The organism is Bradyrhizobium sp., assembly GCF_049586575.1.
GTDB lineage: Bacteria > Pseudomonadota > Alphaproteobacteria > Rhizobiales > Xanthobacteraceae > Bradyrhizobium.
In genome coordinates this window covers 1-26,155 of the sequence record NZ_JBAVCF010000417.1, presented here as the reverse complement: position 1 = coordinate 26,155, position 26,155 = coordinate 1, and the positions used below count along the sequence as shown (strand labels likewise).

Here is a 26,155-nt window from a genome sequence, read left to right as displayed (position 1 = left end):
CCACGATAGCCGGCATGAAGACATCTGCACAAAACATTGTTTCCCGATTTGAAACCGATATCGCCGCCCGCGTGGCTGCCATCGACTGGACGCAGGCCGCAAGCGATCTCGATGCGCAGGGTTGCGCCGTGCTCAAAGGTTTGCTCACGGCGGAAGAATGCCGGGCGCTGGCGGCGCGCTATCCCGAGGACAAGATATTTCGTAGCCGGATCGTGATGGGCCGTCATGGCTTCGGTCGCGGCGAATACAAATATTTTTCCTATCCGCTGCCGCAGCCGATCGCAGACTTGCGCCCCGCACTCTATTCGCGCCTTCAGCCCATCGCCAACCGCTGGAACGAGGCCATGGATATCGATATCCGGTATCCCGAAAGCCACGAAACGTTCTTGGCCCGATGCCATAAAGCGGGCCAGCTTCGGCCGACGCCGCTGATGCTGCAATATGGGGAAGGCGACTACAATTGCCTGCATCAGGATCTCTATGGCGAACATGTGTTTCCGTTGCAGGTCGCCATTCTGTTGTCGGAACCGCGCAGCGATTTCGAGGGCGGGGAGTTCGTGCTGACCGAGCAGCGGCCGCGGATGCAGTCGCGCGCGGATGTGGTGCCGTTAACCCAGGGCGACGGCGTCGCATTTGCCGTGCATGTCCGTCCGGTGCAGGGGACGCGCGGCTTTTACCGTGTCAATATGCGTCATGGCGTGAGCCGAATCCGATCGGGTCGCCGTCATACGGTCGGTGTGATCTTCCACGATGCCAAGTGAGGGCCTCTCGCGTTGACGGCGGATTTGTTTGCAAGGCTTACCGAGAGGCAGTCGTCCCAGGAGGTGATGGCCGAAGGCGCTGTGCTGTTGCGCGGATTCGTCGGTAAGGCCGAGGCCGAGCTGATTGCCGCCCTTCGCGACATCGTAGGCGCGGCGCCGTTTCGGCACATGGTGACGCCCGGCGGTCATCAGATGTCGGTCGCAATGACCAACTGCGGCAATGCCGGTTGGGTCACCGATCGCACCGGTTATCGCTATCACGCTGTCGATCCCGAAAGCGGCAAGCCTTGGCCCACGATGCCGCTGCTGCTCCGTGATCTTGCGGAGCGCGCCGCTGGCCGTGCCGGCTTTGGCGGATTTGCGCCGGACGTCTGTTTGATCAACCGCTACCTGCCCGGTGCGAAGATGTCGCTGCATCAGGACAAGGACGAGCTCGATTTCGCAGCGCCAATCGTCTCGGTGTCGCTGGGCTTGCCTGCGATTTTCCTGTTCGGCGGATTAAAACGCAGCGACAAGCCGCGGCGATTTCGCCTGGAGCATGGCGATATCGCGGTGTGGGGCGGGCCGTCGCGGCTGTTCTTTCATGGCGTCGCGCCGCTGGCCGATGGCGAGCATCCGATCATGGGATCGCAACGCCTCAATCTGACGTTCCGCAAGATTCGGTGACGTAATTCTTATGGTTTCGCCGGATGGATGAAGGCCCAGGGGCTGACTTCGGAGTCCCTCGGCACTTCGATGTCGATCAGATAGGGACCGCCATCGGCCAGCGCCATCTCCAGCGCCGGCCGGAATTGATCGGGCGAGGTGACACGAGCTGCGCCGACGCCAAAGGACTCCGCGAGTTTCACGAAGTCCGGATTGACGAGATCGGACGCGACGATGCGGCCATCGAAGCGCTCGCGCTGGTCGCGCCGCACATTGCCGTAGGCGTTGTTGTTGAACACAAGCACGACAACGCCGATCTTGAATTGCACGGCAGTCGCGAGTTCCTGCACCCCGAACATGAAACCGCCATCGCCCGTGATCGCAACCACCGGCCGGTCGGGGTGGGCGACCCTGGCCCCAAGCGCGGTCGGAAAACCTGCGCCGAGCGTGCCCTGATATCCGGAACTGATGAATGTCCGTGGTTCGTAGACGGGGAAGCCATACCAGGAAGCAAAACCGACTTGCGACAGCTCGTCCGTGACGATCGCATTCGACGGTAACACCTCGCGCAAGATGTTCAGATAGGCCATCTGCGGCTGGATCTTCTGGATCTCTTTCAGCGTCGCCGCCGATGCCTCACGGATTGCTGCGCGGCGACCGCTGGTCTTGGCGTAGCCAGCTTTTCGCACCGCGGCCAACAGCTCTGCTGTGCCGGCCGTTGCGTCAGCCACGATCGCTGCGTCTGGCGAATACCGCCGCATTTCCGTGGGATCGATATCGATGCGGACGGACTTCAGTCCGTCGGGGCGAAACGGCCACCGCGTCATGGTCGGCAATTCGAGCCGGGTCCCGATCCCGATCATGAGATCGGTTTTTGGCCATAACTTGTAGGCCGCGGCCATGGTCAGTCCGAGTTCGTGGGCATTGGAAACGATGCCGCGCCCGCTGCGGAACGCCACCACCGGGGCATCGATCAGCTCGGCCAGTTCCAGAATTTCAGGGCCGGCCGCGATCGCACCGGAGCCAACGAAGATCATCGGCGCTTTGCTCGCCGCGATCAGGCTCGCCGCGGATTTGATCCGGTCCAAATCAGGCGGGGGCGCGCGGAATGGAGCGAACACCTCGGGAGCGCCGACCTCGGCCTTTTGCGTGAACACGTCCCACGGCATCTCCAGTGAAACCGGGCCGCGGCGCCCCGACAGCATCTCCTGGAATGCGCGCGCGACCAGCGCGGGCGCATGGGCTGGATATTCGATGCGGTCGGCCCATTTCACGAAGGTGCGCAGCGTCGCAAGCTGGTCCGGCATTTCATGCAAATGGCCGCGGCCCTTGCCGAGATAGGCGGTGGGCACTTGGCCCGTCAGGCAGAGCACGGGTTCGTTCGACCCAAAGGCCGTCAACAACGCCGCGCTTGCGTTGAGTACGCCGGGGCCCGGAACCACGCTAAAGACGCCCGGCTTGCCGCTTGAACGCGCATAGCCGAAGGCCATGTAGCCGCAGGCCTGCTCGTGCCGCGCGCCGATCACCTTCAGCTGGGCTTGCTGGAAGGCATCAAACAGTCCGTAAATTTGTGCGCCGGGAAGGCCAAACACGGTGTCGACGCTGTGCGCAATCAGGCCGTCGACAATGGCTTCTCCACCGGAGCTCAGGGGCATTGAACTATCCAATCCGTAGCGATCACGCAGTTTCGTCGATCACGCTGTTGCGCAACACGCCGATATCTTCGGCTTCAACTTCGATGACGTCGCCGGGCTTCAGGTAACGCGGCGGATCGAACCGCGCGCCGGCGCCGGTTGGCGTGCCCGTGACGATGATATCGCCCGGCACGAGCGTGGTGAACGTCGAAATATAATGGATCAGATAGCGAAAGCCGAAGATCAGCCGTGAGGTGCGATCATCCTGCCGCGTCTCGCCATTGACCCGGGTCGTCAGCCTCACATCGGCAATCTGCGATTCGTTGATATAGGGAACAAGCCACGGGCCAAGGCTTCCGGTAGAATCGAAATTCTTGCCCTGGGTGACGTTGAATTTGGCGTGACGGACCCAATCGCGGATGGTGCCCTCGTTGCAGAGGGTGATTGCAGCGATGTGATCGAGCGCGTCGATCTCCGCGATATGCCGGCCGGCCTTGCCGATCACGAGCACCAGTTCGCCCTCATAGTCGAGTTGAGCGGATGTCTTCGGCCGCACAAGTGGTGTGTTGTGACCGACAAACGAACGTGGGGTCCGCAGGAACATGCTCGGATATTTCGGTGCGTCCGAGCCGTCTTTATACTCGGCGTTGCGATCGGGGTAGTTGACGCCGATACAAATGATCTTTTCCGGCGCCGGTATCGGCGGCAGCCATGTGATGTCATCGATCGCATAATCAGCCGGAAGACGCGCGGCGTCCTCCGCGAGTCTTGTCAGCGCGCCGCCCGCGACGACCTCGCGCAAGGTCGGGAAGTCCGTAACCCAACGCGCGGAGAGATCGACGATCCCGCGATCGGTCACGGCGCCGTATTTTGTGGAGCCGTTGACGGCAAAGGTGGCGATGCGGGAAGGAATCATGAATGTCTCAAGCCGATGTGCGGACCTTTAGCCTTGGCCGGGGGTCATGCCCTTGGCCTTGACGATGACGGCGGCCGCCGGCGACATGATGAAGTCGATGAAAGCCTTGGCGGCATCTTTTTGCTTGGTATCGACCGCAAGAGCAGCCGGGAATACCAGCTCCTGCTGGTATTTGGCGGGGAAGGGGCCGACGATGTCGATGCCCGGGGCGGTCAGGACGTTATTCACGAACACCACCAGTTCCGCATCGCCATTGACGACGGCCGGGACAATTCCGGTCGGTTGGTCCTGGGCAATGGTCTTGGCCCGCATCTGGTCTTCGATGCCAAGCCGCTCGAAAAGCCTCAAAATATACGAGCCAGCCGCGCTTGCCGGCAGAAACGTGATCGATTTTGCGTCGAGCAGCGTCTTCTTGAAGGCCGCTGGCGTGCTGATATCCGGCTTTGGCGCTCCCGAGCGGACCGCGACGCCATAGCCGACGCGGGCAAATTCGACCGGCGGCGTAAAATGGCTCTTTGCGTCAGCGTCATAGAAAACGTCGATCGGCACGACGCCGACGTCGAAGGGTTCGCCGCTAGACGCTGCCTTGATCAGATTGGGCGTGGTGTCGAAGTGGATGACGAGCTTGTGGCCGGAGGCTTGCTCGAACTTCGGGCCCAGGTCGGTCAACAAGCTTCGCAGCGAGCCGCCCGCCAGCACTCTCAACTCGGCGGCATGCGCGCCGCTCATCGGTGACAGGGCTGTCGTCAGTCCGAGCATTGAGGCGGCTGCGACAATCAACGACATCTTCATAAGGTCTCCGTATTCTAATCAGCCACTGTCACGTCGGCGACGAACTGCGGTTCGCGCACAGCCTGGTCCGGAAACGGCGATCCCTGTTCGAACCACGAGCGCGGGGCCGGTGCGCCCCACAGCGTCTGCCTGCGCGGATCGTTCAATGACCAGCGCATCGGGGTATGGTCGTGATCGCCGGTGAAGTAGTCGCTGGTGTAGAGTTCAAGGCGGTGACCATCGGGGTCGCGGACGTAAAGGAAGAACGCGTTCGAGATACCATGCCGGCCGGGCCCGCGCTCGATATTCTTGAGGTATCCGCTCGATGCCATCACATCGCACAGATGCAGAATGTTCATGGCGGTGGGCACCCAGTAGGCGAAATGGTGCAGGCGAGGGCCCTTGCCGTTGGTGATCGCGAAATCGTGTACATTGCCCTTGCGATGCAGCCATGCGGCCGCGATCCGCCGCTCCGGCCCGTCTTCCTCGGCGTACTCGGTCAATCGAAAGCCGAGCCGCGCGTCGAAATCGACCGTATCCTGCACCTCGGCGGCAAAGACGTTGAAGTGATCGAGCCGCTGCGGGTGGCAGCCTTTGTAGAGATCGTAGCGGCGCAGCAGATGCGGACGCTTGTCCATGACGGCATAGAGTTCGATGCGGAAACCGAAGGGATCTGAGAATTGCAGGGTGCGGCCCTGGAACGGTTGTTCGACAAAAGCGTAAGCGACGCCGTTCTGCGAAAAGAACGCTGCCGCCTTGTCGAGGTCTTCTTCCGTGCCGACCTTGAAGCCCAGACGATGGCAGGCGGCGTGCGGTGCTTTGCGCAGCACCAGCGAGTGATGCTGGTGTTCCTCGCTGCCGCGCAGATAGATCGCCGTGTTGCCGCGGTCCTCGACATGCAAGCCGACGGCGTTTTCGTAGAATTGGCAGCTTGCATTCAGATCCACCACGTCAAGGATTGCGTGGCTGCTTCTGACGATGTTGAAGGGGGGATCGAAGACATGTTGCGGAACGGGCATCGCGGCTAAATCCCCAGTTTCTGGATCTTGTGCGTGCCGCGCGCCAGCGAGACATGCTTTGTTTCCATGTAGAAATCGAAGGAATAGTCGCCGCCATCGCGGCCGATGCCGGACGCCTTCATGCCCCCAAACGGTGTCGGCAAATGACGGACGTTTTCCGAATTCAGCCAGATCATGCCGGCTTCCAGCGCATCCGCGACGCGCAACGCCCGGCCCATATCTGATGTCCAGACGTAGCCGGTGAGTCCGTATTTCACGTCGTTGGCGATGTCGACGGCATCGGCCTCATCGCGGAACGGGATGACGGTCAGGAATGGTCCGAACACCTCTTCCTGCGCCACACGCATGCCGCGGCTCGCGCCGGTGACGAGCGTCGGTTGCACATAATGTCCGCCGCCGGGACCGTCATGCGGCGCTCCGCCGACGGCGATGACCGCGCCATCTTTCTGCGCCACGTCGAAATAGCGGCAGACCTTTGCCAGGTGCCGCTCGTGGATCAGCGGCCCAATTTCTGTTGCGGGATCGAGCGGATGACCGACCTTGAGCGCCTTTACGCGGGCGGCGAGCTTCTCGATGAATTTGTCTGCAATGCTCTGCTGGACAAGGAGCCGGCTGGAGGATGTGCAACGCTCGCCATTCAGCGAGTAGATCATGAAGACGACCGCATCCAGCGCGCGATCGAGATTGGCGTCGTCGAACACGATCACCGGATTCTTGCCGCCGAGCTCGAAATGCACCCGCTTCAAGGTCGGCGCGCCCTGCGCCATGATCGCCGAACCGGTCGCGCTTTCGCCGACAAATCCAATCGCCTTGATCGCCGGATGTTCGGTCAGCGCCTTGCCGGCCTCCTCGCCCAGGCCGTGAACCGTATTGAGGACGCCGTCCGGCAGGCCCGCCTGCTTGACGAGCTTGGCCAGCAGGTCAGCGGTGACCGGCGACCATTCGGCGGGCTTGTGCACGACCGTGCAACCGGCGGCGAGCGCCGGCGCAATCTTCCAGGTCGAGAGCATGAACGGCGTATTCCATGGCGTGATGACGCCGACGGGGCCGATCGGCACGCGCGTCGAAACATTCCAGTGTTCTTCGCTGGGCATATTGAGCCCGTCGCGGGCGTCCGCGCATTTGTCGGCGAAGAAGCGGAAGTTCTCCGCCGCCCTGATCGCCGCTTTCGCCATGAAGCGATAAGCCTGACCGGTATCGATGCATTCGAGCACGGCGATGTCGTCGGCATGATCTTCGATGGCGTCGGCCACGCGACGCAACAGCTTCCGCCGCATCGCGGCGCCAATATCGCGCCAGGCCTTGAAAGCGAGGCTGGCGGCAGTTGCGGCGCGGTCAATGTCTTCAGCGTTGCCGCGCGCCACGTTTGCAAGCACGGCGCTGTCGATCGGCGATCGGGTCTCGAAGCTGGCGCCGGAAATCGACGGCACGCTCTTGCCGCCGATCATGTGCGAGATGCCGTCGGCTTTGAGTTTCGCAAGCAGCGGCGCTGAACGCTCGAGGTTGGCTTGAAACTGGTCGGATTTCGGCGTCGGTTTATCCATGTGCGGCCTCGGCTTTCAAAGCCTCGTGAATGTTGTTGCGCTTCCAGCTGGTTTCCTTGTCATTGATCTGCATGTCGAATGACAATGCGAACTTGCTTTGGGCAAAAACCGGATCGAGGCAGGCCGACAGCGCGCGGAAAACATGCTCGCCTGCTTTTTTGCGGGTTTGAAGATCACGGCCTTCGCCGAGCCGCAGCACCATGTCGAGGAAGCCAAATTCCGGATTGCCGTCGCCGATCGCGGAATGCTCGCATCGCACTGCACGGACACGGATGCCGCCGAGGGGAAAGGTGCCGGTCTCGACCGCTGCCTTGCGGACGACTTCCACTACCTTTGCCATATCGACGCGTGTATCGAGATTGGCGGAGTATTCGATCGAAAAATGCGGCATGGCGAGGCTACTCCACTTGACGCTTTCGATGAGGCGAATAGCGGCTCACGGGGCGGGAGACGCCATCATCGACATGGATTGTGTCGCCCTTGGTGAGGAACGTAAAAATCTGGATGCCGGAATATGATTAACATGTTAAATTGTGCCGGGCAAATCAAATTGGAGTTTGTGCGGTGCAACCTCCCGATTGCGTGGGATCGATATTGTTCGGGCCAAGGACACGACGATGACGCAAAAAAAACCGGCCGGGAGTGAAGGCGCGCACCCGGTCGAGCGCCGCATTCCGATGCGGGACTTTTCCAAATCGCTGCCGATGTCGCTCTTGCGCGCGCGGGAAGCGGTGATGAAGCAATTCCGCCCGTCGCTGCGCCGTCACGGGTTGACCGAACAACAGTGGCGGATTCTGCGGGCGCTGGCGGCGGTCGATACGATCGAAGTGACCGAATTGGCACGTGTCGCCTTTCTGCTCGGTCCAAGCCTGTCGCGGATCTTGCGCGATCTCGAGGCGCGCCAGCTCATCGAGCGCCGAACGGCGAAGGCCGATCTGCGGCGTAGCGTCGTCTCGATTTCCCAAAAAGGGGTGAAGCTGATCGAACTTGTCGCGCCGACCTCTGAAGCCATCTATGCCGCGATTACGCAGCACTGCGGCGCGCAAAAGCTCGCCGAACTTCAGGACATGCTGGTCCTATTGGAAGATAGCCTGGCGGCGCTCGCGGTAAAGAATGGCGCGTCCTCGGAAGACGAATAGCAAACGCAAATCCCTATCTGCCGAGCATTTAGGCATCGTTCATTACCGCATTGCAGGGATGAGATACGGAGCTTGAGCCGCCGCCCCAAATCGCGGCAATATCAATTTACTAGGATACAAGAGTTCGTAAGTACACGGATCGCGCCGCAGGTTTTGCGGGCATAACGCGAAAAACCAATAAGAACCGGCGAAAAAGCACGGTTCCAGGGAGGATTGAATGAGACTGACAAGACGCGAATTTGCGGCCGGTTTGGCTGCGGGCATCGCTGCGCCCTATGTCATCACCGCCGCCAACGCGCGGGCTTCCACGATCAAAATCGGCATAGTCCTGACTCTGATTGGCATAACCCTGGTCGAGCACGGCCGGTGTGCCCAATTTTTCCAGAGCCGCTGACAAAGCCTTGCCGCCCGCTGTTCCAAACGCGTCGGTCGAATGAACATCCTGGGGCAATGAAGCCATCCGCGCCGCCTATCTCGGCGGTCATGCCAAGGTGAATGCGTAGCGCGTCACGACAAGACAAACGCCAAACCAGGAAGAGCGACAGTTGAAATGGTCACGATACAGGTTCCACATCTCATCGATTTTGTTGCGGATGTTTTTAATCACGCTGAATCGGCCTCAGAGGAAGCGCGGCGAATCGCGACCTATCTGACGACCGCGAACCTCACCGGGCATGACAGCCATGGCGTGATCCGCGTGCCCGTCTACATCAGGTGGAAGAAGATGGGTTCGGTCATCCCGAACCAGACTGCGGAGCTTGTGGTCGATACGCCGTCATTGGCGGTGGTGGATGGCAAATTCGGCTACGGACAGACCGTGGCGCCGGAGGCGGTGCGGATCGGGATCGAAAAATGCAAGAAGGCGGGGCTTGCCGCGGTCGCTTTGCGTAACGCCGGACATATCGGCCGAGTCGGCGACTGGGCCGAGATGGCGGCCGCCGAAGGCCTGGTCTCCGTGCATTTCGTCAATGCGGCCGGCTCGCTTCTGGTCGCGCCTTATGGCGGCGTCGAGAAGCGGTTGTCGACCGCGCCTTATTGCGTTGGCGTTCCGCGTGAGGGTCAGGATCCGATCGTGCTCGATTTTGCCACCTCGATCGTCGCCGAAGGCAAATGCCTGGTCGCAAGCCGCGGCGGCAAGAAACTGCCCAAGGGCGCGCTGATCGATGCCGACGGCACGTTGAGCGAGGACCCGCACGTGCTCTACGGTCCTTACACGTCAGATGGTCCGCGCGATCACACCAAGGGTACCGGCGCGATCCGCGCTTTCGGCGAGCACAAGGGTTCGGGGTTGGCGTTCATCTGCGAACTGCTCGGCGGCGCGCTGACCGGGACAGGGGCGACCGCGCCCAACCGGCGCTTCGCCAACGGCATGCTCGCCTTCTATATCGACCCCAAGGTGGTCGATCCCGCGCATTTCTTCGATGGCGAGATTTCCCGTTACGTCGACTTCATCCGCGAGACCAAGCCGGTGGCCGGCGGCGGGCCGGTCATGATCCCCGGCGATGCCGAGCGCAAGACGCGCGCCGAGCGCACCAAAAACGGCATTCCGCTGCCGGACGATACCTGGGCCGCGATCGTCAACACCGCCCGCGAGGTCGGGGTCGGCGAGGCAAGCATCCAGAGGGCAGCCCAGAGCTCCTATTCCGAAGTTCGCAAATGATTGCGGCGACCTCTGATGCGAACTCCGGAATCAAAGCAGCTCTGCAATATGTTTGTGCGGCTTTGAATTTGAAGTCCCTATTACGAACCTACCGCCATCCTGACAGGAACTTCAAATTCGCCGCACCAGTAATGCGCGATCTTCGCGAGCCAAGGCCGTCATTCGGGGCTACAAGCGGGCATGAGGTTTGCTGAAAGGCCTCGCGGCCAAGCGGCATTTGACGAAACGATTTGCAAAGGAAGGAATGATGGCAAACAAGATCAAGGAAATATGGGCATCGGGTAAGGTGGTCGTGAACGCCTGGCTTGCGATCCCGTCCGGCTTCTCGGCCGAGGTGATCGCGCAATGCGGCTTCGACAGCGTCACCGTCGACATGCAGCACGGCGTGCAGGATTATCTTTCGATGGTGCAATGTTTCCAGGCCATGCACGCCCATCCGGTGACGCCGATGGTCCGGGTGCCTTGGAACGAGCCGGGCATCATCGGCAAGGTGCTCGATGGCGGCGCCTACGGTGTCATTTGCCCGATGATCAACACGCCGCAAGAGGCCAAGAACCTGGTGGCCTACAGCAAATATCCGCCTGTTGGCACGCGCTCGAACGGCCCGATCCGCGCTGGCCTGTATGGCACGGCCGGCAGCTATCAGAAGACTGCCAATGATGAGATCGTGCTGTTGCCGATGATGGAGACCAGGACGGCGATCGGCAACATGGACGCGATCCTCGACGTCGAAGGCATCAATGGTGTCTATATCGGGCCGTCCGATCTCGGCTTCTCCTACGGGCTGGTGCCGAAGCTCGATCGCGACGAGCCGGAGATCCTCAAGATCTACGAGAAAATCGTCAAGGAATGCGATAAGCGCGGGCTTCATCCCGGCATTCACTGCTCCGGCGCCGATGGCGCGCTGCGCGCGATCAACATGGGATTCAAGTTGGTGACGCTGTTCAACGAAGTGGGATTGATGGCCACTTATGCGCGGATGCAGATCGCGCAGACCCGCAAGGAGTCGGGCGGCAAGGCCTGAAGGCGAATAGCGGGTAGCGAATGGGCAAGTCCATTCGCTGCTCGCCACTCACTATTCGCTCATCTTATAGGAGACGCCGATGTCCCCAGCTCCCGTCATTCGCCTGCATCCCGACGATGGCGTGCTGATCGCGCGATCAAGCTTGCCGGCGGGCCTGGTGGTTGCCGACGGCGTCACCACGGTCGAACGCATTCCGGCCGGCCACAAGGTGGCTATACGCGCGATCGGCGTCGGCGAGCCGATCCGCCGCTACGGCCAGATCATCGGGTTTGCGACGCAGCCGATTTCGCCGGGTCAGCACGTTCACACCCAGAATTGCGGCATGGGCGATTTCGCTAAAGACTATGCGTTCGGCGTCGATGTGAAGCCGGTGCCCAACTTCGATTTGCCTGCGACGTTCGCGGGCATTCGCCGTCCTGACGGGCGGGTCGCCACCCGCAACTATATCGGCATCCTCACATCAGTGAATTGCAGCGCGCATGTGGCCGGCATGGTGGCGGATGTCTTCAAGAAAAATCCATTCACCGGCGACAATCCGCTCGCCGATTTTCCTAACGTCGACGGCGTGGTGGCGCTCACGCACAAGACCGGCTGCGGCATGACGCAAAACGAGCCGCTGACTTTGTTGCGCCGGACGCTTGGCGGCTACGCGCGGCACGTCAATTTTTCCGCCGTCGTCGTGTTGGGCTTGGGCTGCGAAGTCAATCAGATCGGGGGGTTGATGCAGGAGCAGAAACTCGCCGGACGCCTGCGCGAACTCGAAATTCAGGAAATTGGCGGCACCCGCAAGACGGTTGAGGCCGGCGTTGCCTTTGTGCGCGAGGCGTTGACCGATGCCAACAAGGTCAAGCGCGAGCCGGTGCCGGCGAGCGAGTTGACGGTAGCGTTGCAATGTGGTGGTTCGGACGGCTATTCCGGCATCTCGGCGAACCCCGCGCTCGGCGCTGCGAGCGATCTTCTCGTTCGGCACGGCGGGACGGTCATTCTTTCGGAGACGCCGGAAACCTATGGCGCCGAACATCTGCTGACCCGGCGCGCGGTCAGCCGCGAGGTCGGCGAGAAACTGGTGGCGCTGATGCGCTGGTGGAAGGAATACACCGCGCGCGAAGGCGCCGAAATGGATGCCAATCCCAGTCCGGGCAACAAGGCCGGCGGGCTGACCACCATCCTGGAGAAGTCGTTGGGAGCGATGGCGAAGGCTGGCAGCACTGATCTCGTCGACGTCGTCAATTATGCAGAAGCGGTGACCAAGAAGGGTTTCGTCTTTATGGACACGCCCGGCTACGACCCGGTCGCAGCCACCGGTCAGGTGGCGGGAGGCGCCAATCTCGTTTGCTTCACCACCGGCCGCGGCAGCGTATTCGGCTGCAAGCCCGCGCCCTCGATCAAGATCGCGACCAACACGTCCATGTACAAGCGCATGGAAGACGACATGGATGTCAACTGCGGCACCATCCTCGACGGCGAGGAGACGGTGCAGCAATGCGGCCAGCGGATTTTCGACCTGATGTTGAGGACCGCCTCGGGCCAGCCGACCAAGAGCGAGAGCTTTGATTTTGGAGGCGCCGAATTCGCGCCCTGGGTGCTTGGCGCGACGATGTAGCGACGTCCCGTCCTCCCGGCCAGATTTACCGAATAGGATGCGGAAGTGGAGTCGGCTTGCAGGCTTCGGTCTTTTCCGAAAAGACCGGTGAGTTGATGACCGGTTCGGCCGCACAGTGCGGACTACGCGGCCGAACCCGCCCGACTTCCCTGCCAAACCTTGCGCTAACGTCCTGGCTTCGCTTCGCCCTTCCTGCTGCTTGCGTGACCAAGTTTATATCGTATTACGATACCAAGGTTTTCACTCCCTTTGGAAAAGCTTAACGAGCCGTTCACTCTTTTGTGACACTCCTTGTTGGTGACCGTAGAGTCATACCATCAATGGAGCGGAAATTGAACATGCGCCGAGGAAAGCCACTGATTGTCGCCCTTTTCACCACGTTGACCTTTACCGGAGCCTTTGCGGCCGGTAGCGGCGAAACCAAGGATGACGCCGTCGCTATGGTCAAGAAAGCCGTCGCGTTCATCAAAGAACAGGGTCCCGATAAGGCTTACCCCGTGATCGACGATAAGGCCAGCCAGTTCCACGATCGCGATTTGTATGTCGTGGTCTATCAGCTCGACGGCAAAGTGCTGGCGCACGGATCGAACCAGAAATTTATCGGCAAGGACATGAGCGATGCACAGGACGTCGACGGCAAGCTCTACGTCAAGGAGCGCGTCGAACTCGCTGGCAAGCAAGCATCGTTCTGGCAAGACTACAAGTTCGTCAATCCGGTGACCAAAAAGGTCGAGCCCAAGGAAATGTACTGCGAAAAGCTGGACAATACCGCGGTGTGTGCAGGCATCTACAAGTCCTGACGCTCGATAGTCATTCTGTTCGCGATCGTTGTATTTGAAGGGTTCACATGTTCGGCTGGATCAGAAACGTCGGACTGTCCTGGAAAGTTCAGTTCGCGCCCGCCCTGTTGGTGCTTGTTTTGATCGGCGTTGGCGTCTATGCCTTGATGGCGCTGCGATCCAATCAGGCGGCCGTCGACGCGCTTTTCTCGGGGCCCGTGCGTCAATCGGAACTTGCGAACGATCTCACTGCCGCGGCCTGGATTTCGTATGCCAAGCTGTATCGTCTGGCGGCAACTGCGTCGAGTGAACAGGACGAAAAGAAGATTGCGGCTTTCGCCAAGGAGGCGTCGACCTCCGCCGCAAAGATCTCCGACGCCCTGAAGGCCGTCGAAGCCGTTCAAGGCGAATCCAAGCCGGCGAAACTGGAACAGCTCAACGCCGCCGTTTCGGGCTATCTCAAGCAGGCGAAGAACGCGATCGAAATGGCCGACGGCGACGCCGGATCGGCGCTCTTGTTCATCAAGGGCGCCGAGCGAAATTTCATCGAAATAGCGAAGCTGACCGACGATCTGATCACACGCAGCTCCGATAGTAAGGATCGCGAGATTGCCCGTGCCGGGATGAAGCTTGATCGGCAGCAGTTGATGCTGACATTGGTCCTGCTGATCGTGGCATTTTCAGGCATCGTCGCTTCGTTTTTGATCGGCAGGAGCATTTCTCGCCCGGTGGTCGCGATGTCAAAGGCGTTGCACGAACTGGCGGTCGGGAATTTTGACGTTGACCTGCCGGGGCTGACTCGCGGGGATGAAGTTGGACAGATGGCTCGTGCGATCCAGGATTTCAAGGCACAGGCTATTGCCAAGGCTGAGCGGGAGACCTCGGAACGTGAAGAAAAGAATCGCGAACTGGCGCTGACCCGACGCTCCGAGCTTCACAATCTGGCGGAGATTTTCGAGACCGCTGTCGGCAATATCATTGAGAAGGTGGGCACTGCGTCGGGCGAGCTGGAGAACTCGGCCGTCATCCTGACCAAGAGCAGCTCGGCGACACAAGAACTCAGCACGGTTGTGGCGGGCGCCTCCGAGGAAACCTCCAGCAACGTGCAGTCGGTTGCGGCGGCAACGGAAGAAATGTCCAGTTCCGTCGGTGAAATTGGACGCCAGGTCACGGAATCCAACAGGATCGCGAAAGAAGCGGTCAACCAGGCCGAAAAAGCCGACGCGCGTATTGCTGAACTGTCTCTCGCGGCAGGCCGTATCGGTGATGTTACTCAATTGATTACCACGATTGCCGAGCAAACCAACCTGCTGGCCCTCAACGCAACCATCGAAGCGGCCCGGGCCGGCGAAGCTGGCCGGGGCTTTGCGGTGGTAGCCCAAGAGGTCAAGGCGCTCGCCGCTCAGACCGCCAAGGCCACCAGCGAGATCAGTACGCAGATCGCCGGAATGCAGACGGCAACTCAAGATTCGGTGCTGGCGATCAAGGAGATCAGCGGCACGATTGGGCGAGTATCCGAAATCGCCGCCGCGATTGCGGCCGCCATCGAGGAGCAGGGCGCAGCGACCCATGAAATCGCCCGCAGCGTGCAGCAGGCGGCCGTTGGCTCCTCGCAGGTAGCCAGCAGTATCGCGGACGTCGACCGCCGCGCGGGCGATACTGGCTCCGCGTCTGCCCAGGTGCTTTCGTCGGCTCAATTGCTTTCTGAGGAAAACAAGCGCCTGAAGGCTGAAGTAGTGAAATTCCTCGCTACCGTCCGGGCCGCCTAAAGCGCGACGAGGTTTGGATGAATCGTCATCGCGCCTTAATTTTTTGATTGCGCGTGATTTCTTTCGGAAAACCGCTAGCACCTTTCCGGATCATGCTTTAGCTCCCTTCAACCGCCCGCCTTGCATGCGGATTGACGCCGCTTCCGATGCAATGGCCTTGTTGTCACTCACCAATGCGGGCCATGTCGTCGCCACTCGAAGATTGTCGGCTTCATCATACCCGCGGCGCAAGCGCGAAAGCTTCGATTTTGGCAACGCTGAATTTGCGCCTTCGATCAGCTGAGATAGTCATTCTTTAACCTAGTCTTCACAATTGCTCTTCCCAGGCCGCGTTCAACCAGCGTTCGTAAGCTCCCTTTCATCCTGACCCGGTAAGTTTGTTCTTGCGAAAAGCAGAAGCAATGCAACAAATTTCAGGGGGCTAAAATGCAAACAATGTCAATCGCGCGCAACGCGTTCACTGCGAAAGAAACCAACCTCTTCAATCAGATCGCGATGTTCAGCGTCAGCGGGCTTGCGATGTCGATGGCATTTGTCATCGTGGGCGGCGTTCAGTTCATCTATCCCTGGTTCTGAGACGTTCGCGTCGCGTTCGTCAAACCAATCCATGCGCTGGACGGATGCGTCCAGCGCATGGTCAGGTCGCGATAGCGCGTCTTTCGCCTTGCGGAACCCTAGTTATTCGTGCCGGTTCGCGGAGAGTTCTCGCTTGCGGCGCGCAGATCACCGAAGAATTTTTCGACTTCGCGCGATAGCAGTTCTGCCGTCGAGGCGAGTTCGCGCGACGTCGTGAGGACCGACGAGGCGCCCTTGTTGGTGTTCTCGATGGCTTCGCTCAGCGATCCGATATTGGCGACGAGGGTCGAGTTGCCGTCAGCGGCGAGCTGCGCGTTTTGCGAAATCTCGCGTGTGGCCGCATCCTGCTGTCCGACCGCGCCCGCGATGTTGCTGGTAACCTCGTTGATCTCGCGGACGGCGGTGCCGATTTCGCGCACGGCTTCGACCGCGTTTCGCGTCGAGGCCTGAATCAAGCTGACGTTCTGGCCGATTTCGGAAGTCGCCTTGGCGGTCTGGCCGGCGAGTGCCTTGACTTCATGGGCCACCACGGCAAAACCGCGGCCGGCTTCGCCCGCGCGCGCGGCTTCGATCGTGGCGTTCAGAGCCAGAAGGTTGGTTTGTTGGGCTATTGCCTGAATGAGGTTAAGCACGCCGTCAATGCGTTGAGTTGCTGCGGCGAGGCTTTCGATTTCGGCGACCGATTTTTCGGTGCGCTGCCCGGCCTGCTCGACGACTTCCGCCGATTGACGAACCTGCCGGCCGATCTCCTCGATCGAGGTAGAGAGCTCTTCTGCGGCGCTTGCTACCGCGAAAACGTTGCTGGAGGCCTGTTCGGTCGCCCGCGCCGCGGCGTTCGCCCGCCCGCTGGCGTCGGCTGCCACGCCGGAAATCGACTGCGCGGTATCGCGCATGGCGGAAGCATTATCGTTTACCGCGCCCAGCACGCTTCCGATCGCGCCACGGAACGCTTCTACTGAAATCTCAATTTGCCGGGTGCGCTCTTCGCGCGCCTTGGAATCCAGGAGCGCCTGCGAATTGAGGTCACGGTTGCGATCCATCGATTCCTGGAAGATCTGGATCGCGCGGGCAAGCGCGCCGATTTCGTCTTGCCGGTGAATATGCGGAACCTCGACGCCCTCCGCACCTTCCGCGACTTGCTTGATGGCGCTCGTGATCACCGAAAGCGGACGCGCCACCAGGCGTGCAATGATGAAGACGCCGACGCCTACCAACACCAGCGCCAGTACGCCGAGGCAAGTCAGGAGAAAGGAGAGTTGATGGTTGAGCGTGGACTCCTGGACTATTTTCCTGCCGCGCTCCGCGTAGACTTTGGAAAGCGCCGCCAGATCTTTGTTGAGGGCAATGCGCACGTCGCGGTTGGCTGAGTTGTCGCCCCATTCCCGGCCGGCGTCGTGACTGATTTCGATCGCGCGGCGAACAAGTTCCTTGCGGAATTCGACGAATTGATCAATTCGCTTCTTGAAGGCGGCAAATTGTTCGGCGTCGTCAGCCTGGACAATGGATTCCCAGTTGTGGACGACGCCCACCAGCTGGTCGCTGAATTTATGCAAGCCGTCGCCGTACTTTTTAATCAACGGCAGCTCGGGCGACATGTAGATGCCGCGGGATTCCATCACCACCGCATAGACCAGCGAGTTGACACGCTCGACATTGAGCGCAGCCTGGTTCGCGGTTTCGATGGACTCGATGAGTTCGGCGTTACGGCGTGTGTTGTAGTCGGACAACACCGTGATGGCTGCGATCAGAACCGCAAACAGGGCAAAAATCGAATACAGCTTAAAGGCAAGGGAAAAGCTTGAGCCCTTCTTGAAGCCCGACTGCACAACAGAGTTCATGGTATCTGGTATCCCTGGCGACGACCGTCACCAGAAACTATGTGAAATCTTCATGTAGAAAATGTAAATTTCGACCAAGTCTTAGGCATTTGGGTAGTGTTTCAACCACTATTCTGGCGTTTGGTATACCAGTAAACTGAGTTTATAGCGGCGAGTTGTACCAATATGTTATCAGGCTGGGGGGTGCCGATGTGTCGCATGATGCACTGCGAGATGTTAGGCTCAACGCCGGATTTTGACGGACGTTGACCGACCGGAGCAGAGATGGCCTATCGGCACGTCATCGGTAATACCGTCTATGTTTTTGACGATCTTCGCGATCTCCTTGCCAAGGCAAGTCCCCGGCGCTCAGGTGATTGCCTTGCCGGTATTGCCGCGGAAAGCGCCGAGCAGATGGTTGCCGCGCGGATCGCGCTGGCCGAGGTGCCGCTCAAGCAATTCCTCAACGAGACGGTTATTCCCTACGAGACCGACGAGGTCACTCGCCTGATCGTCGATGGCCACGATTCCGGAGCCTTTGCCATCGTATCTTCGCTTACGGTCGGATCGTTCCGCGACTGGCTACTCTCCGCAAAGGCCAGTTCGGCCGTTCTCAAGACGATCTCGCGAGGGATCACCCCGGAGATGGCGGCGGCGGTGTCAAAATTGATGCGTAACCAGGATCTGATCCTGGCGGCAAAAAAATGCGAAGTCGTGACCGCGTTTCGCAATACGATCGGCTTGAACGGACGCATGAGCGTGCGGTTGCAGCCGAACCATCCCTTCGATGATTCGAAGGGCATTACCGCATCGATACTGGATGGCGTCCTGCTCGGCGCCGGCGACGCCTGCATCGGCATCAACCCGGCGAGTGACGACCCCGCCGTGGTCGGAAGGCTCTTGCATCTGCTCGACGAGATCATTGGCCGGCTGCAAATTCCGACCCAGGCCTGCGTATTGTCGCATGTCACGACGACGCTTCGATTGATCGCCGAGCGCGTGCCCGTCGATCTGGTGTTCCAGTCGATCGCCGGCACGCAAGCCGCCAACCGGAGTTTCGGCGTCGACCTTGCCTTGTTGCGGGAAGCCGATCACGCCGGCCGATCGCTCCAGCGCGGCACCGTCGGCAAGAACGTCATGTATTTCGAAACCGGGCAGGGCTCGGCGCTCTCCGCCAATGCTCATCATGGGGTCGATCAGCAGACCTGCGAGGCGCGCGCTTATGCCGTCGCCCGTGCTTTCGACCCATTACTGGTCAACAGCGTGGTCGGGTTCATCGGCCCTGAATACCTCTACGACGGCAAGCAGATCATTCGCGCCGGGCTGGAGGATCATTTTTGCGGCAAACTGCTCGGCCTGCCGCTCGGGGTCGACGTTTGCTACACCAACCATGCCGAGGCCGACCAGGACGACATGGACAACCTGCTGACACTGCTTGCGGCAGCCGGTGTTAATTTCATCATGGGCGTGCCGGGCGCCGATGACGTGATGTTGAATTATCAATCGACGTCATTTCACGATGCGCTTTACGTTCGAGACTTGTTCAACCTGAAGCGTGCGCCGGAGTTCGATGACTGGCTGTTCCGCGCGGGCCTGGCGGATGCAAACTTCCATCTTGCTGGTAACAGGGATTTGTTGCCGGATTTTGCGCGTCAGATGATTGCCTGACAGCCACTTGAGACCTATTTGCCTCCCGCGTTTGCAACTCTCCGGTCATTGGTGAGTTAGATCGTGGCCATAATCCAGAAAAATTTGTGGCACAGCCTGCGGGCTCCGTGATTAACTTGTGAAGTGGAAGGCGCCGAGGTCGCGATGAGAGCTGAAAGCGTAGGGATTGTACGCCGCATTTTGTGCGTCTTTCCGCGTTATACGCCGTCGTTCGGCACGTTTGAGCATTCCTATCCGTTGACCGATGGCGTTCAGGCCTTCATGCCCCCGCAAGGGCTGTTGCTGATCGCGGCTTACCTGCCCGAAAACTGGCCGGTCCGCTTCATCGACGAAAACATGCGCCCCGCGACGAAGGAGGATTTCGAGTGGGCGGAAGCCGTTTTTGTCAGCGGCATGCATATTCAGCGGCATCAGATGAACGACATTTGCCGCCGTGCCCACGTGTTCGATCTGCCGGTTGCGATTGGGGGGCCGTCCGTCAGCGCGTGCCCCGATTACTATCCGTCGTTCGACTACCTGCATGTCGGTGAACTCGGCGATGCGACCGACGAATTGATTGCGCGTCTCGCCCGCGAACCGTCGCGCCCGCTGCAACAAGTCGTGTTCAAGACGGTCGAGCGTCTCGACATGACAAGCTTCCCGCTTCCCGCCTATGAGCTGGCCGAGCTCAAGCGTTATTTGCTCGGCAGCATTCAATATTCGAGCGGATGTCCCTACCAGTGCGAATTTTGCGACATACCGGGGCTTTATGGCCGTAATCCGCGCCTGAAGACGCCGCAACAGATCACCGCCGAGCTCGACAAGCTGCTCGAATGCGGCATCCGCGGCTCGGTCTATTTCGTCGACGATAATTTCATCGGCAACCGCAAGGCGGCACTCGACCTGCTGCCACATCTGGTCGAGTGGCAGAAGAAGACGGGTTTCGTCCTGCGCTTTTCCTGCGAGGCCACGTTGAACATCGCCAAGCGTCCGGAAATCCTGGCGGGGATGCGCGAGGCCTATTTCTGCACGATTTTCTGCGGCATCGAAACGCCGGATCCGGTGGCGCTGAAGGCGATGCACAAGGATCACAACATGATGGTCCCCATCATGGAAGGCATCCGGACCATCAATAGCTACGGCATGGAAGTGGTCTCGGGGATCATTCTCGGGCTGGATACCGACAAGCCGGAAACCGAACAGCATTTGATGCAGTTCATCGAGACATCCCAAATTCCGCTCTTGACCATCAATCTGCTTCAGGCGCTGCCGAAGACACCGCTCTGGGATCGCCTGCTCAAGGAAAACCGGTTGATCGAAGACGAGGGGCGGGAGTCCAATGTCGATTTTCGCCGGCCGTATGACGAGGTCGTCGATTCCTGGCGCAGATGCATGGGCTCTGCCTATGAACCTGCAAAGCTGTTGCAGCGCTATGATTATCAGATCCGTCAAACTTACACGAACCGAATCAAGCCGCCCTCGGACAAGCGATTGACGTGGCCAAACGTCAGGCTCGGCCTGGTCATGCTGCGAAACATCTTCTGGAAGGTCGGCATCCTCGGCGACTACAAGCTCGAGTTCTGGAAATTTGCCGTGCGGCGTCTGGCCCGCGGAGAGATCGAGCATCTCATCGAGTCGATGATGGTCGGACACCACCTCATCATGTTCGCACGCGCAGCATCCCGTGGCCGGCAAAAAGCGTCGAACTACTCCATGCGGTTGCGTGAGGTCTCCGTGCCTGCCGAGTCAACTCTCATGAAGACCGAGGTTTCGCCGGCGACATCGCTTGAGCGCCTGCGGGAGCTGACGCCCGCGCGCGTGGCGCTGGGTGTCACGGGCGCGAGTCTGCCGACCAAGGCACTGCTTGAATTCACCCTCGATCATGCGCGGGCGCGTGACGCTGTTCACGCAGCCTTCGACACCGAACGTCTGTTGCAAGGTCTCGCCGATCTTGGTCTCGTAGCGATACGCGTTTCGAGCCGCGCGCCTAACCGCAAGGACTACCTTGCCCGCCCGGATCTCGGGCGCAAGCTCGACGAAGATTCACGGGCCAGGCTCGCGGATCGTGGTGGCGAGATAAGTCCTCTCGCGATCGTCATCGGCGACGGGCTTTCCCCGATGGCTGTCAACGCGCATGCGATCGCTCTCCTGCGAAGGCTGCTTCCGTTACTGGCGGCAGACAGCGTCGGTATCGGCCTCGCCGCCGTTGCGACAGGCGCACGCGTGGCATTGGGCGACGAGATCGGTGATGTCCTCGGTGCGCGGATGACCGTCATGCTGATCGGCGAGCGGCCGGGTCTTTCAGCCGCAGACAGTCTCGGGGTCTATCTGACCTTCGCGCCGGTCGTCGGAACGACCGATGAGAAGCGCAACTGCGTTTCCAATATTCATGGCGGCGGGCTCGGCTACGACGATGCCGCGGCAAGGATCGGCTGGTTGATTCGCGAAGGTCTGACGCGGAAATCGACCGGCGTGGGGCTCAAGGACGAAAGCGGCGTCCGGATGGGCCAAGCTATCGCCGCCAATTCAAGCTAACGTCAAAATTCCGTGGGATTGTGGCACCGTCGCAGTGCGCCATTTGGTCCGCAGCTTGCGAGAAGCAGGTTGGACCTGCTACACCTCATCCGCAAAATATCGCGTGTTTTCAAGGGCTATTGCCGCGCGGCGCCCATCAGCGGAAGTTTTCCAGGTACGATTTGTTTTTTGTCACTTTCTGCAGCTATTTGAGCCGTTATGAGAATTGGACAGGGCAATGCTCGAAAAGAACAGCGACAATGAAGTCCATGTCGAGAAAGTCGAGCAGCGGCCGACGGCGAGTATCGCCTTCGGGCTCGAGCGGATCGGGCTCATTGCGGTCCAGGCGCCGATCCTGTCCTGCCTTATTCTGGTTGCGCTCGTCATCGGTGCGATTTTCGGAATTCAACGCATCAAGATCGACGATTCCCTAAGTCAGCTTTTCCGTTCCAATTCCCGCGAATACCGGCAATATGAATCGGAAATCAAGCGCTTCCCGGCGACGGAATTCGACGTGCTCGTCGTGGTCGAAGGCAAGAAGCTGCTTTCGCGCGATAATCTCGAAAAGCTCCGCGACTTCGTCACCGATCTGCAATTGGTGGAGGGCACCCGCGGGCTGATTTCGCTGTTCTCGGCGCGGCAGGCTCCGGCGCCGGGCAAATTCCCTGCTGCGCTATTCCCGTCCGAATTGCCGCAAGGCGCCGACTACGACAAGTTCATCGAGACGGTGAAATCGAACGAACTCATTCGCGGCAAGCTGCTGTCGGAAGACGGAACGCTTGCACTGATCGTGCTGTCGCTCGAGCCGGACGTTGTCGCCTCCAACAAGCTCAGCAAGACCGTTGGCGATATCCGCAAGCTGATGAAGGAAGACCTTGGCGGCACCGGGCTGAACGTGGAATTGTCCGGCGTACCGGTGATGCAGCTCGAGATCCGCAATGCGGTCGAGCGCGATGGCCTCACCTACAACATCCTCGGCATCCTGGCTGGCTGTATCATTGCCATCATCTTCTTCCGCAAGATATCGTTCATGGTCATTGCGGCGTTTCCGCCGATCATCGCCATTCTGCTCGCGCTCGGCGGCCTCGGTTGGGCGAACTTCAATCTCAACATGTTCCTGAACGTGATGACGCCGCTGATCATGGTGATCAGCTTCTCCGACTCGATGCAGCTCACCTTCGCCGCGCGCGACCGCCTGATCGCGGGACAGGATAAGTACACGGCGTTTCGGAACGCCGTACTGGTCGTGGGGCCGGCTTGCGTCCTGACGCATGGTACGGCCGGGATTTCCTTCATCGCCCTGCAATTCTCGGACTCCGACCTGATCCGCAAGTTCGGCGAGGCCGGGCTGGCCGCGACCATTATCGCGCTTATCGCGGTGCTGTCGCTGGTGCCGGTGTTCGGCGTCCTGCTTGTGCGCAACGAACATACCTTCGCGGTCAAGTTTCGCAGTGCCGATGTCGGTGTGCAGATGTTGCGAAATTTCTGCTACTGGATCGCGGTACGCATGGTCAGCCGTCCCGGCCTGTACAGCCTCATTGCAGTGCTGTTCGTCGGCAGTCTTGGCGTGGTCTACGCCAATCTGCAGCCCCGTTACCGGCTCGCCGATCAGGTGCCTGACAGGCAGCAGGCGGTTGCCGCAAGCAGCCGGCTCGACGCCAAGCTGACCGGCGCCAATGCGATCGATGTGCTGATCGAATTCCCGAAGGGGGCATCGCTCTATTCGCCCGATACCTTGCAGACCATTGCGGAAGTGCATTCGCAGGTAGAGAAGCAGGCCGGTGTCGGCAACGTCTGGTCGCTGGAGACGTTGCGACGGTGGCTCGCGGAGAAGGCGGGTAGCTCCGACGTCGCGACGCTCAAGGAATATGTCAGCGTCATTCCCAAATATCTGGTGCAGCGCTTTATCGACGCCAACCAGGACGCGGTGGTGGTGTCGGGCAGGGTGCCCGACCTCGATTCAAGCCAGATCCTTCCCGTGGTCGAGAAGCTCGATCAATCGCTCGACGCCGTGCGCAAGGCACATCCAGGCTACGAGATCGCGGTCACCGGCCTTTCGGCGATTGCCGCGCGCAATTCCGCCAACATGATCGAAAAACTCAACCGCGGCCTGACCATCGAGTTCGCGCTCGTTGCGGTTTTCATCGGGCTCGCCTTCCGCTCGGTGGTCGTGATGTTCTCCTGCATTCTGCCTGGAATTTTCCCGGTGGTGATGTCCGGCACGGTGCTTTGGCTGCTCGGGGAGGGGTTGCAATTCGCCAGCGTTGTCGCGCTCACGGTGTCGTTCGGGCTGGGGCTCAGCGCCACGATTCACTTCCTCAACCGCTTGAGGCTCGAGTCCAAGCCCGGCGTGACGCCGGATATTGCGGTCGAGCGGGCGACGGTGCTGATGGGCCCCGCATTGATCCTGACAACCGTAGTGCTCGCCTGCGGCCTGGTGGTGACGGTGTTCTCCGCGCTGCCGTCTCTGCGCCTGTTCGGTTGGCTCAGTGCATTTTCGATGGTCTCGGCGCTGGTGGCGGACCTCTTCATCCTGCGCCCGACGTCAATGTTTTTGATTACCCTGTCGCAGCGGATCCGCGGAATGATGCATCCCGCGGGACCAGCGCCGCAATCAGGCAAGAACGGGTAATAGCGTGTTCTGGCGAAGCGGGAACCGGTTCGCATAGCAATCAAGTTTACGCAGATTGGGTAGACTTATCCGCGGTAGAAAACGCGTCAAAACAAAAAAGTAGAGCCCGGTTCTGATTCCATCAGAACCGGATAGGCCCTAGCCCTTCACCATCGTGATCGATACGCCCCTGATGTCGCCCTTGGAGCTGATCTGAACGGTTTGCTTGTTGCCGCTCGTCCGCAACGTCAGGCTTGCCGTAAAGGCGGAGGATTCGACCGTGACGTCGATCTTGCCGCTGCCGGCGGTTCCTAGCAGGCTGCCAGAAATATTGCGGTTCGTCTCCGACCAGTTGCCGGTAATATGATCGCCGTGGCTGGTGACGTCGCTGGCAAGATCGAACTTATAGCTGTCGCTGGCACAGCGGAGGGTTTGCTTCAACAGGAGCCCGGTGTTGTCGATCTGGTAGACCGCCCGGCAGCGCAGCCGCTCGGTCGAGCCGTCCGAGAGCGAAACCGTTCCGGTGCCGGACCAGGCTCCGTCGAAGCCTGCAAACGGGCGTGACTGCGCGTGCCCGGCTGATGTCGACAACATCAGCGCGGCAACAACGGCGCCCGCCTTTGCCGCTTGACCGATCAAGCTTGAGCCCAAGTATTTCATGCTGAAATCCCCTTCGAATGTGACGTTTCCGCGCACAGCATATCTTCCGCGCATGTGGGTTGGTGCTCCAGCAGAGGGTTTGGTTCAAACGGACATTCGAACTTGCCGTCCGCGGCGGAACTTGATTCATGCCTGAAACAAAATAGCGGCAATCGCATTTTTTGCTCAGGAATCTCCCGCGGGTTCGGATATTATGACGTTCTCGCCGTGCGACAATCGTTCGCGCCAATATCCAGAAAAATGTTCTGTGATACCAGTCGGTTACGTGCTCCTCGGAATCTGCCCTCGAGGGCCGCAATTTAGGGAGACGGTCGCCGCAAATTTGGCCGCATTTGCCAGCGTTTCTGCTTATTGCAAGCAGCGGCCTTTGCAATCTGAATACCCCGCCCCGCTGATGCCTGTGCTATTCGGGTTGGAATCCCCGCCGTAAGAACAAAGGAACACAATGCGTAAATCTTTCTTGGTTGCTGCTCTGCTGTCGCTGTCGGTTTCCGGCGGGGCCATGGCCCAGCAACAACAACACAGCGGAACGCCGGAAGAGCAGAAAGCCTGCGCTCACGACGTTCAGAAATTCTGCCGTATGGTGATGAATGACAGCGACATCACCGTTCTGAACTGCTTGCAGCAAAATCGCGCCAAGCTCACCAAATCCTGCGATCACGTTCTAACCGATCACGGCCAGTAAGGCCTCAAAAGCCGCCCAGCGAACGCCTGCCGCCCCCGTCTTCGGGGCGCGGTCAGGGTTCGCCGGCATGTGCGGATGGCATTGGTTTTGGTAGCGTATTCGCCTATATGGGGCCTAAGTTCCGCGCGCGTGCCGGAATATTTCGGGCATCCAGAACTCCAAAACAGCGTAGCCAGCCTTCAAGATGACCAATGCTAGCGAATGGCGATCCGGCAAGGGCCACCGCGACGAGAATTTTCCGGTCGCGTCGTGGATCATCCATCCGCGTCATCGGGCGCTGATCCTCGCGTTTTATAATTTTGTCAGAACCGCCGACGATATCGCCGATCATGAGACACTGAGCGGAGACGAAAAGCTCGCGCTTATCGACCTCTTGGAGGC

At 59.9% G+C, this 26,155-nt stretch carries 22 protein-coding genes and 2 pseudogenes; 15 read left to right on the top strand and 9 right to left on the bottom strand.

Going from position 1 to position 26,155, the window contains the following annotated elements; genetic code table 11:
* Positions 1-14 precede the first annotated feature (14 nt).
* Both WB528_RS16560 and alkB read left to right on the top strand, forming a co-directional pair.
* Positions 15-761 (top strand): 2OG-Fe(II) oxygenase, encoded by a 747-nt coding sequence (locus WB528_RS16560; protein ID WP_423889489.1) that lies wholly within the window; start codon positions 15-17, stop codon positions 759-761.
* Between the two features lie 12 nt (positions 762-773).
* Positions 774-1,427, top strand: a complete 654-nt coding sequence (gene alkB, locus WB528_RS16555; RefSeq protein ID WP_423889488.1) for a DNA oxidative demethylase AlkB — start codon at positions 774-776, stop codon at positions 1,425-1,427.
* Positions 1,428-1,435: 8 nt separating this feature from the next.
* On the opposite strand, the gene WB528_RS16550 is transcribed toward alkB, so the two are convergent.
* From WB528_RS16550 to WB528_RS16525, 6 genes are read right to left on the bottom strand one after another with little or no spacing between them, the layout of a single operon-like run.
* Positions 1,436-3,061, bottom strand: coding sequence for a thiamine pyrophosphate-dependent enzyme (locus WB528_RS16550; protein ID WP_423889487.1), 1,626 nt, complete (start codon positions 3,059-3,061; stop codon positions 1,436-1,438).
* Between the two features lie 22 nt (positions 3,062-3,083).
* Positions 3,084-3,956, bottom strand: coding sequence for a fumarylacetoacetate hydrolase family protein (locus WB528_RS16545; RefSeq protein WP_423889486.1), 873 nt, complete (start codon positions 3,954-3,956; stop codon positions 3,084-3,086).
* Between the two features lie 27 nt (positions 3,957-3,983).
* Entirely contained in the window at positions 3,984-4,748 is a 765-nt protein-coding gene (locus tag WB528_RS16540) for a molybdate ABC transporter substrate-binding protein (protein ID WP_423889485.1), read from the bottom strand.
* Between the two features lie 14 nt (positions 4,749-4,762).
* Positions 4,763-5,746 carry a 3,4-dihydroxyphenylacetate 2,3-dioxygenase gene (gene hpaD / locus WB528_RS16535; RefSeq protein ID WP_423889484.1) on the bottom strand — a complete coding sequence of 328 codons (984 nt, stop codon included), beginning with the start codon at positions 5,744-5,746 and terminating at the stop codon, positions 4,763-4,765.
* 5 nt (positions 5,747-5,751) lie between these two features.
* The gene (gene hpaE, locus WB528_RS16530; RefSeq protein WP_423889483.1) at positions 5,752-7,290 is read right to left on the bottom strand and encodes a 5-carboxymethyl-2-hydroxymuconate semialdehyde dehydrogenase; all 1,539 of its coding nucleotides are present in this window, start codon (positions 7,288-7,290) and stop codon (positions 5,752-5,754) included.
* Positions 7,283-7,681, bottom strand: coding sequence for a 5-carboxymethyl-2-hydroxymuconate Delta-isomerase (locus WB528_RS16525; protein WP_423889482.1), 399 nt, complete (start codon positions 7,679-7,681; stop codon positions 7,283-7,285). Before WB528_RS16525 ends, hpaE begins: the two co-directional genes overlap by 8 nt.
* 226 nt (positions 7,682-7,907) lie before the next feature.
* On the opposite strand from WB528_RS16525, the gene hpaR reads away from it, so the two are divergent.
* Positions 7,908-8,429: a homoprotocatechuate degradation operon regulator HpaR gene (gene hpaR / locus WB528_RS16520; protein ID WP_423889481.1), complete on the top strand. Its 522-nt coding sequence runs from the start codon at positions 7,908-7,910 to the stop codon at positions 8,427-8,429.
* 322 nt (positions 8,430-8,751) lie between these two features.
* Here hpaR and WB528_RS16515 read toward each other — a convergent pair.
* Positions 8,752-8,868 (bottom strand): annotated as a pseudogene (locus WB528_RS16515) (ABC transporter substrate-binding protein); the annotation flags it as partial.
* Positions 8,869-8,979: 111 nt separating this feature from the next.
* Here WB528_RS16515 and WB528_RS16510 point away from each other — a divergent pair.
* The 6 genes from WB528_RS16510 to WB528_RS16485 all read left to right on the top strand — a co-directional run bounded on the left by WB528_RS16510 (position 8,980) and on the right by WB528_RS16485 (position 15,840).
* Positions 8,980-10,089, top strand: a complete 1,110-nt coding sequence (locus WB528_RS16510) for a malate/lactate/ureidoglycolate dehydrogenase (RefSeq protein WP_423889480.1) — start codon at positions 8,980-8,982, stop codon at positions 10,087-10,089.
* A gap of 247 nt (positions 10,090-10,336) precedes the next feature.
* Entirely contained in the window at positions 10,337-11,113 is a 777-nt protein-coding gene (locus WB528_RS16505; RefSeq protein WP_423889479.1) for an HpcH/HpaI aldolase family protein, read from the top strand.
* Positions 11,114-11,192: 79 nt separating this feature from the next.
* Positions 11,193-12,716: a UxaA family hydrolase gene (locus WB528_RS16500; protein WP_423889478.1), complete on the top strand. Its 1,524-nt coding sequence runs from the start codon at positions 11,193-11,195 to the stop codon at positions 12,714-12,716.
* Positions 12,717-13,054: 338 nt separating this feature from the next.
* Complete coding sequence (locus WB528_RS16495) at positions 13,055-13,516, top strand: cache domain-containing protein (RefSeq protein ID WP_423889477.1); 462 nt, start codon at positions 13,055-13,057, stop codon at positions 13,514-13,516.
* Between the two features lie 47 nt (positions 13,517-13,563).
* The gene (locus WB528_RS16490; RefSeq protein ID WP_423889476.1) at positions 13,564-15,264 is read left to right on the top strand and encodes a methyl-accepting chemotaxis protein; all 1,701 of its coding nucleotides are present in this window, start codon (positions 13,564-13,566) and stop codon (positions 15,262-15,264) included.
* A 426-nt stretch (positions 15,265-15,690) separates the two neighbouring features.
* Positions 15,691-15,840 carry a hypothetical protein gene (locus WB528_RS16485; RefSeq protein ID WP_423889475.1) on the top strand — a complete coding sequence of 50 codons (150 nt, stop codon included), beginning with the start codon at positions 15,691-15,693 and terminating at the stop codon, positions 15,838-15,840.
* A 98-nt stretch (positions 15,841-15,938) separates the two neighbouring features.
* Here WB528_RS16485 and WB528_RS16480 read toward each other — a convergent pair whose 3' ends face one another.
* Complete coding sequence (locus tag WB528_RS16480; protein WP_423889474.1) at positions 15,939-17,678, bottom strand: methyl-accepting chemotaxis protein; 1,740 nt, start codon at positions 17,676-17,678, stop codon at positions 15,939-15,941.
* Positions 17,679-17,942: 264 nt separating this feature from the next.
* Between WB528_RS16480 and WB528_RS16475 the strand changes: the two genes are divergently transcribed.
* The 4 genes and pseudogenes from WB528_RS16475 to WB528_RS16460 all read left to right on the top strand — a co-directional run bounded on the left by WB528_RS16475 (position 17,943) and on the right by WB528_RS16460 (position 24,450).
* On the top strand, positions 17,943-19,325 hold the full coding sequence (locus tag WB528_RS16475; protein WP_423889473.1) for an ethanolamine ammonia-lyase subunit EutB: 1,383 nt from the start codon (positions 17,943-17,945) through the stop codon (positions 19,323-19,325).
* Between the two features lie 144 nt (positions 19,326-19,469).
* Positions 19,470-21,050 (top strand): annotated as a pseudogene (locus WB528_RS16470) (B12-binding domain-containing radical SAM protein); the annotation flags it as partial.
* A 9-nt stretch (positions 21,051-21,059) separates the two neighbouring features.
* Positions 21,060-21,839: an ethanolamine ammonia-lyase subunit EutC gene (gene eutC / locus WB528_RS16465; RefSeq protein WP_423889514.1), complete on the top strand. Its 780-nt coding sequence runs from the start codon at positions 21,060-21,062 to the stop codon at positions 21,837-21,839.
* Between the two features lie 217 nt (positions 21,840-22,056).
* Positions 22,057-24,450: an efflux RND transporter permease subunit gene (locus WB528_RS16460; protein ID WP_423889472.1), complete on the top strand. Its 2,394-nt coding sequence runs from the start codon at positions 22,057-22,059 to the stop codon at positions 24,448-24,450.
* A 138-nt stretch (positions 24,451-24,588) separates the two neighbouring features.
* On the opposite strand, the gene WB528_RS16455 is transcribed toward WB528_RS16460, so the two are convergent.
* Positions 24,589-25,089: a hypothetical protein gene (locus WB528_RS16455; protein WP_423889471.1), complete on the bottom strand. Its 501-nt coding sequence runs from the start codon at positions 25,087-25,089 to the stop codon at positions 24,589-24,591.
* A 445-nt stretch (positions 25,090-25,534) separates the two neighbouring features.
* Between WB528_RS16455 and WB528_RS16450 the strand changes: the two genes are divergently transcribed.
* Both WB528_RS16450 and WB528_RS16445 read left to right on the top strand, forming a co-directional pair.
* Positions 25,535-25,774: a hypothetical protein gene (locus WB528_RS16450; protein WP_423889470.1), complete on the top strand. Its 240-nt coding sequence runs from the start codon at positions 25,535-25,537 to the stop codon at positions 25,772-25,774.
* A gap of 184 nt (positions 25,775-25,958) precedes the next feature.
* Positions 25,959-26,155: squalene/phytoene synthase family protein (locus WB528_RS16445; RefSeq protein WP_423889469.1), on the top strand; the 197-nt coding region annotated here is incomplete at its 3' end.

Excerpts from the sequence above, each read along its gene's own strand:
- WB528_RS16510 (WP_423889480.1), top strand. The coding sequence starts at position 8,980 with ATGGTCACGATACAGGTTCCACATCTCATCGATTTTGTTGCGGATGTT.
- WB528_RS16540 (WP_423889485.1), bottom strand. The coding sequence starts at position 4,748 with ATGAAGATGTCGTTGATTGTCGCAGCCGCCTCAATGCTCGGACTGACG.
- WB528_RS16495 (WP_423889477.1), top strand. The coding sequence starts at position 13,055 with ATGCGCCGAGGAAAGCCACTGATTGTCGCCCTTTTCACCACGTTGACC.
- WB528_RS16460 (WP_423889472.1), top strand. The coding sequence starts at position 22,057 with ATGCTCGAAAAGAACAGCGACAATGAAGTCCATGTCGAGAAAGTCGAG.
- WB528_RS16550 (WP_423889487.1), bottom strand. The coding sequence starts at position 3,061 with ATGCCCCTGAGCTCCGGTGGAGAAGCCATTGTCGACGGCCTGATTGCG.
- WB528_RS16525 (WP_423889482.1), bottom strand. The coding sequence starts at position 7,681 with ATGCCGCATTTTTCGATCGAATACTCCGCCAATCTCGATACACGCGTC.
- hpaR (WP_423889481.1), top strand. The coding sequence starts at position 7,908 with ATGACGCAAAAAAAACCGGCCGGGAGTGAAGGCGCGCACCCGGTCGAG.
- hpaD (WP_423889484.1), bottom strand. The coding sequence starts at position 5,746 with ATGCCCGTTCCGCAACATGTCTTCGATCCCCCCTTCAACATCGTCAGA.
- WB528_RS16500 (WP_423889478.1), top strand. The coding sequence starts at position 11,193 with ATGTCCCCAGCTCCCGTCATTCGCCTGCATCCCGACGATGGCGTGCTG.
- eutC (WP_423889514.1), top strand. The coding sequence starts at position 21,060 with ATGAAGACCGAGGTTTCGCCGGCGACATCGCTTGAGCGCCTGCGGGAG.
- WB528_RS16455 (WP_423889471.1), bottom strand. The coding sequence starts at position 25,089 with ATGAAATACTTGGGCTCAAGCTTGATCGGTCAAGCGGCAAAGGCGGGC.
- WB528_RS16545 (WP_423889486.1), bottom strand. The coding sequence starts at position 3,956 with ATGATTCCTTCCCGCATCGCCACCTTTGCCGTCAACGGCTCCACAAAA.
- WB528_RS16560 (WP_423889489.1), top strand. The coding sequence starts at position 15 with ATGAAGACATCTGCACAAAACATTGTTTCCCGATTTGAAACCGATATC.
- WB528_RS16490 (WP_423889476.1), top strand. The coding sequence starts at position 13,564 with ATGTTCGGCTGGATCAGAAACGTCGGACTGTCCTGGAAAGTTCAGTTC.
- WB528_RS16485 (WP_423889475.1), top strand. The coding sequence starts at position 15,691 with ATGCAAACAATGTCAATCGCGCGCAACGCGTTCACTGCGAAAGAAACC.
- WB528_RS16450 (WP_423889470.1), top strand. The coding sequence starts at position 25,535 with ATGCGTAAATCTTTCTTGGTTGCTGCTCTGCTGTCGCTGTCGGTTTCC.
- hpaE (WP_423889483.1), bottom strand. The coding sequence starts at position 7,290 with ATGGATAAACCGACGCCGAAATCCGACCAGTTTCAAGCCAACCTCGAG.
- WB528_RS16480 (WP_423889474.1), bottom strand. The coding sequence starts at position 17,678 with ATGAACTCTGTTGTGCAGTCGGGCTTCAAGAAGGGCTCAAGCTTTTCC.
- WB528_RS16505 (WP_423889479.1), top strand. The coding sequence starts at position 10,337 with ATGGCAAACAAGATCAAGGAAATATGGGCATCGGGTAAGGTGGTCGTG.
- WB528_RS16475 (WP_423889473.1), top strand. The coding sequence starts at position 17,943 with ATGGCCTATCGGCACGTCATCGGTAATACCGTCTATGTTTTTGACGAT.